The sequence below is a fragment of the Chryseobacterium sp. UYP7 genome (assembly GCF_056279225.1).
The window spans coordinates 269,400-284,065 of record NZ_JBWBQW010000005.1; the positions used below are offsets into that span (position 1 = coordinate 269,400).

Annotated in this window: 14 protein-coding genes; 5 read left to right on the forward strand and 9 right to left on the reverse strand. The window is 36.3% G+C overall.

Features of this window, described 5'->3' with window-relative positions; all coding sequences use genetic code 11:
- The first annotated feature begins 31 nt into the window (after positions 1-31).
- Positions 32-322: a GNAT family N-acetyltransferase gene (locus tag ACZ9HT_RS12250; RefSeq protein WP_476040765.1), complete on the forward strand. Its 291-nt coding sequence runs from the start codon at positions 32-34 to the stop codon at positions 320-322.
- Here the strand turns inward: ACZ9HT_RS12250 and ACZ9HT_RS12255 are convergent.
- From ACZ9HT_RS12255 to smpB, 5 genes are all read right to left on the reverse strand, one after another.
- Positions 311-1,282: a glycosyltransferase family protein gene (locus ACZ9HT_RS12255; protein WP_476040766.1), complete on the reverse strand. Its 972-nt coding sequence runs from the start codon at positions 1,280-1,282 to the stop codon at positions 311-313. The two genes, ACZ9HT_RS12250 and ACZ9HT_RS12255, sit on opposite strands and share 12 nt — an antisense overlap.
- Positions 1,282-2,106 (reverse strand): UDP-2,3-diacylglucosamine diphosphatase, encoded by an 825-nt coding sequence (locus ACZ9HT_RS12260; protein ID WP_476040767.1) that lies wholly within the window; start codon positions 2,104-2,106, stop codon positions 1,282-1,284. The genes ACZ9HT_RS12255 and ACZ9HT_RS12260 overlap by 1 nt, the downstream gene beginning before the upstream one ends.
- A 58-nt stretch (positions 2,107-2,164) precedes the next feature.
- Positions 2,165-2,905, reverse strand: a complete 741-nt coding sequence (locus ACZ9HT_RS12265) for a YebC/PmpR family DNA-binding transcriptional regulator (protein ID WP_476040768.1) — start codon at positions 2,903-2,905, stop codon at positions 2,165-2,167.
- 93 nt (positions 2,906-2,998) lie between these two features.
- Positions 2,999-4,477, reverse strand: a complete 1,479-nt coding sequence (locus tag ACZ9HT_RS12270) for an OmpA family protein (protein WP_476040769.1) — start codon at positions 4,475-4,477, stop codon at positions 2,999-3,001.
- 77 nt (positions 4,478-4,554) lie between these two features.
- Positions 4,555-5,013 (reverse strand): SsrA-binding protein SmpB, encoded by a 459-nt coding sequence (gene smpB / locus ACZ9HT_RS12275; protein WP_476040770.1) that lies wholly within the window; start codon positions 5,011-5,013, stop codon positions 4,555-4,557.
- A 163-nt stretch (positions 5,014-5,176) separates the two neighbouring features.
- Here smpB and ACZ9HT_RS12280 point away from each other — a divergent pair, with 163 nt between their 5' ends.
- Positions 5,177-6,799 (forward strand): ABC-F family ATP-binding cassette domain-containing protein, encoded by a 1,623-nt coding sequence (locus tag ACZ9HT_RS12280; protein ID WP_476040771.1) that lies wholly within the window; start codon positions 5,177-5,179, stop codon positions 6,797-6,799.
- A gap of 126 nt (positions 6,800-6,925) precedes the next feature.
- Here the strand turns inward: ACZ9HT_RS12280 and ACZ9HT_RS12285 are convergent, their stop codons facing one another.
- Positions 6,926-7,753: a ferritin-like domain-containing protein gene (locus ACZ9HT_RS12285; protein WP_476040772.1), complete on the reverse strand. Its 828-nt coding sequence runs from the start codon at positions 7,751-7,753 to the stop codon at positions 6,926-6,928.
- 27 nt (positions 7,754-7,780) lie between these two features.
- Entirely contained in the window at positions 7,781-8,494 is a 714-nt protein-coding gene (locus tag ACZ9HT_RS12290) for a ferritin-like domain-containing protein (protein ID WP_476040773.1), read from the reverse strand.
- Positions 8,495-8,855: 361 nt separating this feature from the next.
- Here ACZ9HT_RS12290 and recJ point away from each other — a divergent pair, with 361 nt between their 5' ends.
- The gene (gene recJ, locus ACZ9HT_RS12295; protein ID WP_476040774.1) at positions 8,856-10,565 is read left to right on the forward strand and encodes a single-stranded-DNA-specific exonuclease RecJ; all 1,710 of its coding nucleotides are present in this window, start codon (positions 8,856-8,858) and stop codon (positions 10,563-10,565) included.
- 11 nt (positions 10,566-10,576) lie between these two features.
- Here the strand turns inward: recJ and ACZ9HT_RS12300 are convergent, their stop codons facing one another.
- Entirely contained in the window at positions 10,577-11,728 is a 1,152-nt protein-coding gene (locus tag ACZ9HT_RS12300; RefSeq protein ID WP_476040775.1) for a hypothetical protein, read from the reverse strand.
- An 81-nt stretch (positions 11,729-11,809) separates the two neighbouring features.
- Between ACZ9HT_RS12300 and ACZ9HT_RS12305 the strand changes: the two genes are divergently transcribed.
- Both ACZ9HT_RS12305 and ACZ9HT_RS12310 read left to right on the forward strand, forming a co-directional pair.
- The gene (locus tag ACZ9HT_RS12305; protein ID WP_476040776.1) at positions 11,810-12,331 is read left to right on the forward strand and encodes an NAD(P)H-dependent oxidoreductase; all 522 of its coding nucleotides are present in this window, start codon (positions 11,810-11,812) and stop codon (positions 12,329-12,331) included.
- Positions 12,331-14,163, forward strand: a complete 1,833-nt coding sequence (locus ACZ9HT_RS12310) for a monovalent cation:proton antiporter-2 (CPA2) family protein (RefSeq protein WP_476040809.1) — start codon at positions 12,331-12,333, stop codon at positions 14,161-14,163. The genes ACZ9HT_RS12305 and ACZ9HT_RS12310 overlap by 1 nt, the downstream gene beginning before the upstream one ends.
- Here the strand turns inward: ACZ9HT_RS12310 and ACZ9HT_RS12315 are convergent, their stop codons facing one another.
- The gene (locus ACZ9HT_RS12315) at positions 14,164-14,646 is read right to left on the reverse strand and encodes a hypothetical protein (RefSeq protein WP_476040777.1); all 483 of its coding nucleotides are present in this window, start codon (positions 14,644-14,646) and stop codon (positions 14,164-14,166) included. It lies immediately after the preceding gene.
- Positions 14,647-14,666 lie beyond the last annotated feature (20 nt).

Sequence of the window (14,666 nt, forward strand, 5' to 3'; positions counted from 1 at the left end):
CTTAAATTTAATAAATCAAAAAAGTTCAAAAATGAAATACGAAAATAACAGATCAGGAAATGGCGGAGTTTTTACGCTGAATAATGAGGAGGCGGAAGTTGGAAGATTAACATACACCATTTTCCCTGAAGATAATAAATTCATTATTTCATTTGTTTTGGTTCATGCAAAATTTGAAGGTCGTGGAATGGGCAAATATCTGATAGAAGAAGCCATTAGATTTGCCCGGGAAAATAATTGGAAAGTTTATCCGCACTGCTCTTATGCAAGATCGGTAATGAGTCGAATGACCGATGTAAAAGATATTTTATTAGAGAATTAGTACTTCATTAATCAAGATTTCTTCAATATCATTTGGGTAAATGATCTTAAGATGAAAATCTGTATTGATCCATTTTTCAATTTCTTCAGCATTTAATAATTTAGAAGTTGCAAAACCCATTTTTTCTAATGCCAAAGCATTACATTCTTGTTCGTACTGATTGTGAATCGGAATAACGAATAATTTCTTGTTCATAAAAATTGCTTCTGCGGGAGTTTCAAAACCAGCATTGCATAATATTCCCTCGCAGTTTTCAAAAGATTTTAGAAACTGCAATTCGTCGATAGGAAATATTTCGATATTATCTTTTCTGTAATTTAAAAGAGTGTCTTTTGAAAATACCTTCCACTGAACAGGAATATTTTTTAAAACCTGAATGATATTTTCATCCGAAAAACTGGGTAAATAAACGATATAAAAACCTTTTTTATCAGGATTCAAGTTTCTGATCTTTTGTCTTATGACAGGTTTTTTAATTTGGGGATGATAGTTTTCAAAATGAAAACCAATTTTCCGCACACTTGGCGCGTAATAATTCAATATTAATTCTCCAAAATAATCTTTCTTCTTTGGCTTTGGCGTTTCATTGAAAGTTAAGGAAACTTGATGACTCAGTTCGATCAATGGTAAATTTTTGATCTTGCAAGCCCATGCTGTTAGAGGTTCGAAGTCATTAATAATTAAATCGTACTGAGAAAGTTGCAATTGATTCATATTTTTAGCTGCCCGAAAAAAGTCGTTATCGGTCAGCGTTTTTCGATAGGATAAACCGCCCGTTTTGTTGTATAGGAGAGAAATTCCTTTGAATGACTTGTCAATATCGAATCCAGTCTTTAGTTGCGATTGGTGGCCACTCATTAACGTATCTACTCGCACATGTTTTTTAAGAATCGGAATAATCTCTTGTGCTCGCGCAATATGCCCGTTTCCTGTCCCTTGAAAAGCGTATAAAACTTTCATTAGGAGAAATTGGTAACGATCTTCAAAAGTTCCATAGGATCCATTTCCTGAATCTCATCCGAATCATCGTCTTTTAACAGATGTTGGTGTTCCTCGTAATAAAAAATAGACCACTTTTTATTATCGTATTCAAGTGCGGATAAATTTTCGACCCAATCACCGGAATTGAGATAAATACAGGATCCTTTTTTGTTAGTGACTTCGCGTATTTGAGGTTGATGAATATGTCCGCAAATGACGTAGTCATAATCATTATCAATTGCTAGTTCCGAGGCAGTTAATTCAAGATCTCCAATAAATTTTACAGCTTTTTTTACGTTGTTTTTAATTTTTTTTGAAAATGAATATTTGTCTTTTCCCATTTTCTGTAAAAACCAATTGACAAAAGTATTAAAGAGAATAAGTAAGTCATAACCTTTGCCACCTAATTTCGCTAGCCATTTAGAATAATGTACGGAGGCATCAAAAACATCGCCATGAAAAATCCACGTTTTTTTATTATCGATTTCGAGGCAAATTTTATTGCACACTTTAAGTTTACCTAACTCGAAATCGGTAAACTTGCGGAACATCTCATCGTGATTTCCTGTTACGTAGTAAACCTCTGTATTTTTGGTAGCGAAAGAAAGTATTTTTTTAATAACTTTCAGATGTGATTTCGGGAAGTATGATTTTTTAAATTGCCAGATATCGATAATATCTCCATTCAGAATTAAAGTTTTGGGCTGGATTGAATTAAGATACCTCAACAATTCTTTAGCCTTACACCCAAAAGTTCCTAAATGAACATCTGAAATTACAACTAACTCAAGGTTTCTTTTCATCTTTTTATGCAAAGAAAACACTTGAACATTAATTGCAGATGAATTTGATATTACTTTTTTATAACGAGTTCATTAATTTTTCACTGACCTCCATATTGTGATAGACATTTTGAACGTCATCATCTTCTTCAAACCGTTCCAGCATTTTCATGTTGATTTTGAATTGCTCTTCAGTCACTTCTTTCGTATTGTTAGGGATTCTTTCCAGATCGGAGCTTTTAGCATCCATTCCCAGATCCTCTAATTTGTGCGACAGAGCCCCGAAATCTTCGAACGCTGTGGTGATCATTATTTCTTCGTGATCGCTATCGACATCTTCTGCGCCGCCATCGATCATTTCCATTTCGAAATCATCCCAATCCATTTTAACTAAGGATTTATCGATCGAAAATATTCCTTTTCGATCGAAGATAAAAGCGAGTTCTCCATTCTTCCCTAAACTTCCGTCGAATTTATTAAAAATTGCTCTAACGTTTGCGACTGTTCGTGTAGGATTGTTGGTGGTACATTCTACAAAAAAAGCAACACCACCTTGCCCGTAACCTTCGTAAGTTATTTCCTCGTATTGTTCTGCGTCTGCTCCACTTGCTTTTTTAATGGCTCTCTCTACATTGTCTTTCGGCATATTCGCGCCTTTCGCATTTTGAATACATCTCCTCAATGAAGGATTTGAATCTGGATCGGGACCGCCGGCTTTAACTGCAAGTGCAATGTCTTTTCCAATTTTTGAGAATGACTTGGCCATTTTATCCCAACGAGCCATTTTTGAGGCTTTTCTATATTCGAATGCGCGTCCCATAATTTATTTTATTTAAAGTACAAAAATACAAATTTGTTCACAAAAAAACACCCTCGAAACCGAGGGTGTTTATTATTTAGAAAAATAATTTAATTATTTTCTTCTTTTAGCTGCTGCTTTTTTCTTAGCTGCTGCTTTTTTCACGGCAACATCAGATTTGTTATAAGTAGCCCATTCAGTAGCATCTTCGATTGCTTTTACAACAACTTTTCTATCTTGTTGTCTTTCTTCGTTCGAAGCGTTTTCTGGAACAACTGCTTTAGCTTCACCTACACCAATAGATTTAAGTGACATTGCATCTACTCCTCTTGAGTCTAGAGCAGATACTACAGACGCAGCTCTTCTTCTAGAAAGGTCTAAGTTATAAGCTTCAGAACCTTTTTTATCAGTTTGACCTTCTAGTAAATAATTACCACCATCAGTTTTGATAATATTTGCAGCAGCGTCTAGTCTTGCACCTGATTCAGCTTTGATAGTAGCTTTAGCAAAATCGAAATAAATATTTTTCAATTCACCTTCTACTTCAGTAGCAGTAACAGATTTAGGTTTTGGACAACCATTGTATTGTGCTAAACCGAATACTGTAGGACAAGCGTCATCTTTATCTAAGATTCCGTCTCCGTCTGTATCTGGCCAAGGACAACCATTGTTTTCCGCTGGACCTGCAACATCTGGACAAGCATCATCTTTGTCGATAACACCATCTCCATCTGTATCTGGCCAAGGACAACCGTTGTTTTCAACTGGTCCTGCAACATCTGGACATTGATCATCTTTATCTGGTACGCCGTCGCCGTCAGTATCAGGACAACCTTGGAATTCTGCTAAACCTGGAGTATCTGGACATAAATCGTCTTTATCTAAGATACCATCTTTATCTCTGTCATTATTTCCGAATCTAAACAATAATGAAGCTGAAGCTTGCCAAAAGTTTGCGATATCGGATTTATCTGTTGGAGTAGAAACGTAATCACCTTGAACACCTAAACCGAAGTTTTTAGTAATCCAGAAGTTAGATCCAATACCAGTAGAAACTGTAAAGTGATCTTTTCTTCTTTGTGTACTTGCCATACCATCAGAGAATCCTGGGTAGTATGTACCATTAGCATCAGTTAATGGGAAAGCAACACCTGAATAATCATGTCTAAGGTAGTTAGCACCAACTCTTAAATACGGATCAAACCAAGATTCTTCATCCCAAAGACCATTGATTTTGAATTGAAGACCTAAACCAGTCATTAAGAAAAATTCTTTTCCCATTCCAATTCTTTGATTGTCAACATTCCCTACGGAAGTTTGCCAGTCAAGAACTAAGAACTTGCTTAAGTTTCTTGCAACTGTTAATTTCGATAGTGGTGGTGTAATGGTAAAGTTGTTAACATTGTACAACTCGCCTCCATCTCCACTTCCGAAAGCTGTAGAGAACACATTCCCTATATTTCCTCCAGCCGCAGCATGGTTTACTCCGTGAGCACCAACACCGATTAACCACGGGTTGCTGGTAGTCTGAGCGAAAACAGTAGAGGCAATAGTAAGTGCCAATGCTGAAATTCCTAATTTTAGATTTTTCATAGAATTAAATGATTAAATAATTGATAATGCAAAATAAATATAAATTTTCGTTATAAACAAAGATTTTTGCTCTTTTTTTAACTTTTCTTTAATATTCTGTCGAGATTCCGTTTATTTTCTCTGTCTTTTATCCCTTCGCGTTTGTCAAAGAGTTTTTTTCCTTTACCTAAAGCAATTAAAACTTTAGCTTTTCCCTGATCTGTGATATATAATTTTAAAGGAATTATCGTGTTTCCAACGTCTTTCAGTTTCTTTTCAAATTTCTGAAGTTCTCTTTTGTGCAGGAGCAACTTCCGTTCCCTTTTTGTTTTATGATTATAAAATGTTCCCAATTTATATTCGTCGATCATCATGTTTATAATATACAGTTCCCCATCAATAAACTGGCAAAACGCATCTGTAATACTTGCCTTAGAAGACCTTAAAGATTTAATTTCAGTTCCTGTTAGAACCATTCCTGCCTCGATTTCTTCTGATAGCTCATATTCAAATCGAGCCCGTTTGTTGAATATATTGATTGATTTTTCGATCTTCATTTCGTACTGTTTATGCTTTATAAAGATATGTTAAATTTATTTCATTTTAACGAAATATTATCTTAATAATTCCTTACTAATCAATATTTTGCAATTCAAAAATAAAATTGAAACTTCAAAGCCAATTTCTTTTCGTAATTTTGCGCCAAATTTACAAAACTATATGTTAACAGTATCTAATTTATCATTGCAATTTGGGAAAAGAATTCTTTTCGATGATGTGAATATCATGTTTACGAAAGGAAACTGCTACGGAATAATCGGTGCAAATGGAGCAGGGAAATCTACGTTCCTCAAAATATTAACAGGGGATCAGGATCCCACAACAGGTAACATTTCCTTAGAGCCAGGAAAAAGAATGTCTGTTCTAGAGCAAGATCACTTTGCCTACGATAATTTTACGGTATTAGAAACCGTATTACGGGGTAACGAGGAGCTTTATAAAATAAAAGAAGAAATGGACGCTCTTTACGCAAAGGAAAATTTTTCTGATGCCGATGGTTTAAAAGCAGGCGAACTTGGAGTGGTCTACGATGAAATGGGCGGCTGGAACTCAGAATCTGATGCTATGACCATGCTTTCTAACGTAGGAGTTAAAGATGACATGCATTATCAAATGATGGGTGAACTGGAAAATCAAAATAAAGTAAAGGTTCTTTTAGCCCAGGCTTTATTCGGAAATCCTGACGTTTTAATTCTCGATGAGCCAACGAATGATCTTGATATAGAAACCATCGCCTGGTTGGAAGACTTTTTATCAACCTATGAAAATACGGTAATAGTTGTATCTCATGACCGTCACTTTTTAGATACGGTTTGTACAAACATTGCCGATTTAGATTATTCGAAACTTAATTTATACACGGGGAACTACTCATTCTGGTATCAAGCCTCGCAATTAGCAACGAGACAAAAACAGCAAGCCAATAAAAAAGCAGAAGATAAGAAAAAGGAACTTCAGGATTTTATCGCCCGATTCTCTTCCAACGTTGCGAAAGCGAAACAAGCAACTGCCCGTAAAAAAATGATCGACAAATTAAATATTGACGATATTAAACCAAGCTCAAGAAGATATCCCGCCATCATTTTCGATACCGAGAGAGAAGCCGGCGATCAAATCCTTGAAATTAAAGGTTTGAAGAAGGTGAAAGATGGTGAACTTCTCTTTAGTAACATTGATCTCAATCTGAAAAAAAGCGATAAAGTTGCTGTTCTTTCGAAGAACAGTTTAGCAATCACCGAATTTTTTGAGATCCTGGGCGGAAATAGTGAAGCGGACTCCGGCACTTATAACTGGGGAATTACAACCAATCAATCGTACATGCCTTTAGATAACAATCCATTTTTTCAAGAAGATATAAATCTTGTTGACTGGTTACGCCAGTTCACAAAAAATGATGAGGAGCGACACGAAGAATTTATGCGTGGATTCCTCGGGAAAATGCTATTTTCAGGTGACGAAGCTTTAAAATCCTGTAAAGTTCTTTCAGGTGGTGAAAAGATGCGCTGTATGTTCTCGCGAATGATGCTACAGAGAGCGAATGTCCTTTTACTGGATGAACCAACAAATCACTTAGACCTGGAGAGTATTACGACCTTAAATAATTCCTTAACTAATTTTAAAGGAACTCTTTTACTGTCATCTCATGATCACGAGATGCTGGAAACTGTTTGTAACAGGGTTATTGAATTAACTCCAAAAGGAATTATCGATCGACAAATGACTTACGATGAATATTTAGACGATAAAAAGATTAAGGAGCTGCAGCAGCAGATGTATTCTTAGTTAAAATTCTTAATATAACCGAACCGCTCAATAATTTGAGCGGTTTTTTTTATGTCTCGGTTTTAACCAAAAAAAATCCCCTTCAGAATAAATTCTAAAAGGGAAGAAAAAAATATAATGAGAATATTAAGCGATGAATAGACTTGCTATCATTACCGCTTGATCTCCTGTGATCGTTTCATCAAAAGAAGCTGATCCAGCTGCAGCGCCAAATAATGTCGAAGTGTTGTATCCTGCTTGGGTAACGTTACCTTCGCCAGCATATACTGCATCTGTTGCTGGAGGCATTGCTCCTAGTCCAGTTCCACCAACGCTTCCTTCGATCCAGCCTTTATTCATACGCATTCTTCGTACTTGGGACGCATGTCTTGCTTCTACAGAGTGAATTTGTAGAGCCGCCTGTAAAACCGCCTTATTGGAGGCTACGTTTCCAGCTTGACCTTTGTAAGCTCTAACACCTGTATCTTCGAATGCTTGTGCTAGAATCATAAATGTTTTGTAATCATCAAACGGTTGAAAGTTTCCACCTGCTGTAAAATCAAATGTTGGTTTTGCGCCCGGAGCTTCTCCTAACGAAGTAAGTGCTGCTTTCAAATAAGCAACGTGAGCGGTCTCATGCTTGCTGATTTGTTGAAAAACTACTCTGTCTGCAGTAGGGATCAAACCTGCTTTTGCAACTCCGGTTCTGTAATATTCGTCTTCCAAATATTCCAAAGTTAAAGCAAGCTGTAATGCAGTTGTTAAAGCGGAAGCTGGTGCGAAACTTGCACCTGAAGATTGTGTAGTTTCTGCTTTTGCAGAAGTTGCCATAAATGATCCCAAACCAAGTGGAATTCCAGCTAAAGCAGCTTTCTTTCCAAAGTTTGAAAATTGTGACAGACTTCCTAAGCGTGAGGTTTCGGTAGAGAAAAATTTATCATCCGAAAGTTTATCTAGTATATTAAGTAAGTTCATAATAAAATATTTTAAAAATTAATTAGTTTATCCGATTCCTTGTTCTTTCCAGGTAAATGGAGTTTTGAAAAATGCACCAGCAGCTGCAACAATGTCTTTAGGCTCTTTTGCTACATCTAAACCAGTGGTAACATTAATTACATCATCACCTGCAAAATCCATAGATCCAGGATTAATAAGATCTCTAATTGCAGCAGCATGTCTCGCCTCTACACTTACTATTTTACCAGCAATTACCAGATAATCCAAATTTTTAATATATTTTCCTGCACCGTTATATGCAGCTACACCTGTGTCTTCCAAAGCTTTTGAAGTTGCAAGAATTGAAGCTCTGCTATTAAAATCTACACCATCATATTTAAATTCCAATTTTGGAGTTGGTGTAGCGCCTGCTGCAGTGATTGCTGCTTTGAAGAAATCTCTGTGAATAACCTCATGATTATAAATATCGGTGAAAACTTGCTTCTCTACAGAAGAAATACCGCCGTAAAAATTGTTAACAACCTTCGTGTAAAAATCAGCTTCTAACTGCTCTAGAGCATAAGCATAATTAAGAATACCTACGTCGCCCGAGCCGAGGTCGAAAATACTTCCCGGTTCTGTATATTGATAATTGTCATCTCTACAGCCTGCTAAAGTTAAACCTGCTACTACAAGACCTACGCCGCCTAACTTCAGAAAATTCCTTCTGTTTGTATCCAAAGTTGCTCCTTTGTTCGATACGTGAATCGTTTTTTCCATAATAAATATTTTTTTTAATTGGTTCTTAATTTTAGTTACGAGAAGCATCTCGCTTTAGATTTACAGATTTTGTAAAAAATTTAAAATAATTTTTAATTTGTTGAGTTTCTGTATATTAAATGTGATAAAAAAAATCATTAAATGTAAATTTTAAGTGCACATTTCACTAAAACCATTTATTAAACGTTTTTAATTTTTAATAATTATTCTTCTACCAATTTTCATACCTTTTTTACATTTTCTATAAATAAACTTTAAATTAATTGCAATAAGCGAAACTTTTCTATCAGTTTAATATCAAAAATTCAAAAAATAACTAACTCCGTAAAAATCAAAATAAAATCTCTATTTTTGTGACACTATGAAGCAAAGATGGATTTATAAACCAGAGCCCGATGAAGATATTGTAGATGGAATAAGTTCTTCTTTAGGTTTTGGGACATTTGAATCGAAAATCTTGGTCATGCGCGGAATCGATACATACCAAAAAGCGCGGGAATTCTTTAAACCCAACCTCAACGATATTCACAATCCTTTTTTAATGAAAGACATGCAGCTTGCGGTAGACCGTGTTGCAACAGCTATTGAAAATGGAGAAAAAATAATGGTTTACGGCGATTATGATGTTGATGGAACTACGGCGGTAGCGCTCATGTATTTATACCTCAGCAAAATTGTTGATAAGAAATATCTTACTTTTTATATTCCAGATCGAAATATTGAGGGATACGGGATTTCTAACGAAGGAATAGATTTCGCGAAAGAAAATGGATTTTCGGTAATTATCGCGTTAGACTGTGGCATTAAGGCAATCGATAAAGTAGAATATGCGAAAAACTTAGGCGTAGATTTTATTATTTGCGACCATCATTTACCCGGCGAAGAGATTCCTGCAGCGGTTGCCGTTCTGGATCCAAAAAGAGTTGATTGCAGATATCCATTTAAAGAACTTTCTGGTTGTGGTGTAGGTTTTAAACTTTGTCAGGGTTTAAATACAATCTATAAAATTCCGGAAGCAGAACTTTTTGAACTGACAGATCTTTTAGCCATCTCTATCGCTGCAGACATTGTATCTATGACCGGCGAAAACAGAGTTTTAGCAAAACAAGGATTAAAGGTTTTAAGAAAATCCCGAAATCTAGGATTGCGAATGTTAATTCCGGAAGATAAATTAGCAACTTTCGAGATCTCTAATATCGTTTTTGAAATCGCTCCCAAAATAAATGCTGCCGGTAGAATTTCTCAAGGGAAAGCTGCGGTAGAATTAATGGTTTCCGATAATTTGAAACAGGCGCACCAAATTGTAAATGACATTATTACACTGAACGATTCCCGCCGCGAAATGGATACGAGCAGCACGATCGAAGCTCTTTTGCAGGTCGAAACTACAGGTCAAGTCAATAATTTTTCAACCGTCGTTTATGGCGCTGGCTGGAACAAAGGCGTGATCGGAATTGTAGCTTCAAGACTTACGGAAACATTTTTTAAGCCTACGATCGTTTTTGCTGATGGGAACAACGGAGAAATGGTAGCTTCTGCGCGATCGATCGCAGATTTTGATGTTCACGACGCACTCGAAAACTGTTCGGACCTCTTTTTAAAATTTGGCGGTCATCCCGCAGCAGCAGGCCTTTCTATGGAGAAAGACAAGTTCGATCTATTTAAAGAAAAATTTGAAAGTGTTGTTGCCGAGAAAATTCAGGAACATCAAAAAGAACCAAGTGTAAAAATTGATTCCGATGTTAGCATTGATGATCTAAACAAAGATTTTTTCAATTTCCACCGAAAACTGTCGCCATTCGGTCCTAATAACATGAAACCAGTACTGGTTTTAAAAAATCAAAAAGTTTCGGGTTATGTAAAAACGATGGGGAAAGATGGCAACCATTTAAAATTCTTCATCAAGCAGGAGTCTACAGGCAGAAATATTGAATGTGTTGGTTTTAAACTCGGCAAATATTCAGATGAATTTCGCACAAAAACTTTCGACCTTGCCTTTACCGCGGAAGAAAACCACTGGAAAGGAAACGTTACCTATTACCTAAATATTCGCGACGTAAAATTTAATTGATTTTTGAAATTTCATAAATAAGGATGTCTTTCAAATTCCTTGTTGCGATCGAAGAGATAGCGATAAGTTGCTAATTTTCTCGTGACTTCTGTTTCCAGATTTTTTGCAATTTTCATCATTTTCGGATTAAAATCGCCGATCCACTGCATTTCATAATCTATAAAATCGGTCGCTTTGCTGAAATGTTTAGTGCCTTCCCAAATCATAAATCCGTCGATCCCTTTCTTTTGCCACTCGGGCACGATTCCGAAAACCAAGCCGACCATTTTCTTATTTTTTGTGAATTTTTTCACCAAGAGGAATTTTAGTTTTTCCCAGATCCCAAACTTTCCATTTAAATATTTAAACCATTGATTCAAATCTGGAATATTCATCCACATGGCGATGGGTTTTTCATTCTCATAAATAAACCAGGAAATATGTTCGTTGATTACGGGTTTCAATTTGTTGAAAAGTCTCAGCGTTTGCGGGTTTGTCAATTGCTTTCCTTCTCCGTGATTTGCCCAGGCTTTGTTGTAAACCTCAGTAAAATCTGCGGCATATTTTTCTAAATCCCGCACTTTCATTCTTTTCGCAGAGATGCTTTTATTTTTTAAAATCCGCGCGTGCATTTCTTTAAAAGTTTCACCAACCGCATTACGAATCTTCCGGCCAAAACATAATTGATTAAAATAAATCTTAAAGCCGTAATTTTCAAAAAGTTTCTGGTAATAAGGTGGATTGTAATTCATGGCGTACAAAGGTTCCATAAAACCTTCGATCAAAAGACCCCAAAATTGATCCCGTTCTCCAAAATTAATTGGACCATCCATCGCTTCCATACCTTTTTTCTGAAGTTGCTCTTTTGCAAAGTCAAAAATAAAGTTCGCCGTTGGCTGATCATCGATACAATCAAAAAAACCTATTCCACCAGTCGGTTGTTTTTGCTTATATTTTTTATTGATGAAGACGGCAATTTTTCCAACAGCTTTCTCTTCATTATCCAAAAAAATATACCGTTCACATTCTCCAGACCGAAAAAACTTATTTTTTTTAGGATCAAATACCGCTTCAATATCTTTATCGAGCGGACGAATATACTGGGAATCGTTTTTAAAAATCTGGGTGGGAAAATTCAGGAATAATTGGTGATGTTCGTCGGAAATGACTTTAACTGCCTTCATATCTCAAAAATAAGAATTATTTTATTTTATGAAAGTAGGAATTTTTACTTTTTTTTATTATTTTTAGAAAAACTATAAACCTTGAAAAAAACCCTCGTAATTTTTGCTCATCCTTACTTTGAATATTCTACGGCAAACTTAGAATTAATAAAGGTTTATGCAAATATTAAAAATTTAGATTTCAAAGATTTATATGAGGAATATCCGGATTTTCACGTTCAGGCGTTTAAAGAAAGAAAAAGAATTAGAGATTACGAGAGACTGGTTTTTCATTTTCCCCTGATCTGGTTTAGTATTCCGCCCCTTCTTAAACTTTGGATCGACGAAGTTTTCGATATGACCTGGACTGCAGATGTAAATCATCCGCTTCAAAATAAAGACGCCGTAATTATTGTGACCATCGGCGGGAAAGAAGAAAACTATACCGAAAGCGGATTATATCAAACTTCAATTTCAGAATTATTAACCTCGTTAACACTCTCCTTGAAAGTAAATAATATTGAAGTGATCGAACTGATCACCGTTTATGACGCCGATGACTTAGAAAAAGAAGCACTCTTGAAAGTCTCCAAAAAAATTAAAAAAACCCTACTTCTGCCATGATGGAAAACTCACTTTCAATGACGGCACTAATTTTTTTGGGTGCAGCGATCGTAATGGTTCCGCTTGTTCGTAAATTGGGATTGAGTTCTGTGATCGGTTTTATTTTAGGCGGAATAATCATTGGCCCTTTTGTTTTGAAACTGACCGGCAGAGATTCCGATGACATTATGCATACGACGGAGTTTGGAGTGATAATGTTGCTTTTTTTGATCGGTCTTGAAATCGAACCAAAAAAATTCTGGAAAATTCGAAAGAAGATCTTCGGGATGGGTTTGAGTCAAATGCTTCTCACCGTGCTAATTTTATTCAGCATTTTTTATGTGGCGAAATGGCGGCCTGATCAAGCACTGGTCGCGGCATTGTGTTTTGCCCTTTCATCTACGGCGATCGTACTGCAAACTTTAAAAGAAAAAAATATTTTCCGTACAGAAGTTGGGGAATCATCGTTTTCCATCTTGCTCTTTCAGGATATTTCGGTGATCCCGATTTTGGCTTTATTGCCGATCATCGCTTCCAGACCAAAAGATAATGAGAAGATGATTCTTTTACAGTATCTGCCGGATTGGTTGCAGCCTTTTTCGATTATCCTGGGCGTTTTGCTGCTTATATTTCTGGGTCGCTATATTTTCGTGCCTTTTCTGCGCTACGTTTCCCGCTCCGGAATGAATGAATTATTAACCGCGTCCTCTCTTTTTCTCGTAATTGGAGTTTCGGAGTTGATGGATGCAGTTGGTTTAAGTCCTGCTTTAGGGGCTTTTATCGCGGGCGTAATGCTGGCAACGAGTGAATTTCGACATGAGTTAGAAAGCCAGATCGATCCATTTAAAGGATTGCTTTTAGCCGTATTTTTCGTAAGCGTGGGCGCGACCATCAACTTCTTTGTGATCATGGAAGATCCCATGTTTATTTTTACCACGACAGTGGTTGTTCTTGCGGTTAAATTTGGTGTGCTTTTCGGCGTCGGGAAATTCTTTAAGTTAAAAATGGATCAAAATTTCATGGTGGCTTTTGCCTTGTCACAAATTGGGGAATTTGCGTTTGTTTTGATCAATTATTCCACGAGTCTTTATTTATTAGATCCAAAACTGAACGCACAACTGCTTGCAATTACAGCGATCACAATGTGTGTTACTCCGATTTTATTGATCATTAACGACAAATTTATTGAACCACGATGGCCAAAACCCGAAAATAATGATGACGAAATTACGGAACCTGTTAAACAGCAAAGAATAATTATTGTAGGATTCGGTCATTTCGGAAGTACGGTTGGTAGGTTGCTGCGGGTAAATGGCGTAAAAGCTACGGTTCTTGATAATGATCCCGAAAGAGTGAACTTATTGCGTTCTAATGGTTTTAAAGTATATTTTGGCGATGCTGCAAAACCAGGAATTCTGCGGTCGGCTGGCGCAGAAACGGCAGATCTGCTCATTCTTTGTTTAGACAGTCCGGAGAAAAACAAGTTCGTTTTACAATATGCACAGGAAAAATTCCCGCAATTGAAAGTTTTTGTTCGTGCAAAAAACCGTTTAGATGCGTATGATTTCATCAACAATGGCGTTGATAATATTTACAGGGAAACATTGGGAACTGCAGTAAATATGGCAGTAGATATTTTGAAAGCGACCGGTATGCGTTCGTACGCAGCAAGACGACTTGGTCAGCGGTTTATGCTCATCGATAAAGCGGTGACAAGAAAATTAGCAAAAGAAAACACCAGTGGACAAATTACTTTTACAATGAAGGAATATCTGGAGCGGGAAGCAGAACTTTTAGCGCAGGACAGCCATTCTTTTGATGAATCCCAATGGAATGAGAACGAAGAATTCTAATTAATAATTCGGGCAATCCTGAACTTCTATGTTGGCCAGATTGAGGGTTTCTTTGTTCACAACTACTTTTATCTGGGCGAAACTCCCTGCAATGCAATCACCGGAACCATCTTGAAAATCACCGTTTGTCGCGTCGATCATTATGCCTTCGCCAGAGATTTTGTAATTGTTTTCTGTAAAATCGAATCGGTCCAAAGCATATTGTTTATCACCAATACTTATCATTCCTTCATTTGAATTTTGGTCGAAGTAAAAAAGGACTTTCCCATTTTGCGTAAAAATTGCCCTTCCTTTTTTTGAAGTAATATTCTGCGGAATAATTTTAAATGGACCATCAATTTCAGGATCCTGAAAAGATGGAATTTGAATACTGTCTAAGGCTGAAGTTGTAGAATCTGCACCAACTTTATCTGTAACCGTTTCTTTGTCTTTTTTACAAGCGACAATTACCGTGAAAGCCATTAATAAAAGTAATTTTTTCATATTTTTTTTAAAGATTTTGA

What these genes read in the sequence shown, in the direction of transcription:
- ACZ9HT_RS12250 (WP_476040765.1), top strand. Translation starts at nt 32, where the DNA reads ATGAAATACGAAAATAACAGATCAGGAAATGGCGGAGTTTTTACGCTG.
- ACZ9HT_RS12255 (WP_476040766.1), bottom strand. Translation starts at nt 1,282, where the DNA reads ATGAAAGTTTTATACGCTTTTCAAGGGACAGGAAACGGGCATATTGCG.
- ACZ9HT_RS12260 (WP_476040767.1), bottom strand. Translation starts at nt 2,106, where the DNA reads ATGAAAAGAAACCTTGAGTTAGTTGTAATTTCAGATGTTCATTTAGGA.
- ACZ9HT_RS12265 (WP_476040768.1), bottom strand. Translation starts at nt 2,905, where the DNA reads ATGGGACGCGCATTCGAATATAGAAAAGCCTCAAAAATGGCTCGTTGG.
- ACZ9HT_RS12270 (WP_476040769.1), bottom strand. Translation starts at nt 4,477, where the DNA reads ATGAAAAATCTAAAATTAGGAATTTCAGCATTGGCACTTACTATTGCC.
- smpB (WP_476040770.1), bottom strand. Translation starts at nt 5,013, where the DNA reads ATGAAGATCGAAAAATCAATCAATATATTCAACAAACGGGCTCGATTT.
- ACZ9HT_RS12280 (WP_476040771.1), top strand. Translation starts at nt 5,177, where the DNA reads ATGTTAACAGTATCTAATTTATCATTGCAATTTGGGAAAAGAATTCTT.
- ACZ9HT_RS12285 (WP_476040772.1), bottom strand. Translation starts at nt 7,753, where the DNA reads ATGAACTTACTTAATATACTAGATAAACTTTCGGATGATAAATTTTTC.
- ACZ9HT_RS12290 (WP_476040773.1), bottom strand. Translation starts at nt 8,494, where the DNA reads ATGGAAAAAACGATTCACGTATCGAACAAAGGAGCAACTTTGGATACA.
- recJ (WP_476040774.1), top strand. Translation starts at nt 8,856, where the DNA reads ATGAAGCAAAGATGGATTTATAAACCAGAGCCCGATGAAGATATTGTA.
- ACZ9HT_RS12300 (WP_476040775.1), bottom strand. Translation starts at nt 11,728, where the DNA reads ATGAAGGCAGTTAAAGTCATTTCCGACGAACATCACCAATTATTCCTG.
- ACZ9HT_RS12310 (WP_476040809.1), top strand. Translation starts at nt 12,331, where the DNA reads ATGGAAAACTCACTTTCAATGACGGCACTAATTTTTTTGGGTGCAGCG.
- ACZ9HT_RS12315 (WP_476040777.1), bottom strand. Translation starts at nt 14,646, where the DNA reads ATGAAAAAATTACTTTTATTAATGGCTTTCACGGTAATTGTCGCTTGT.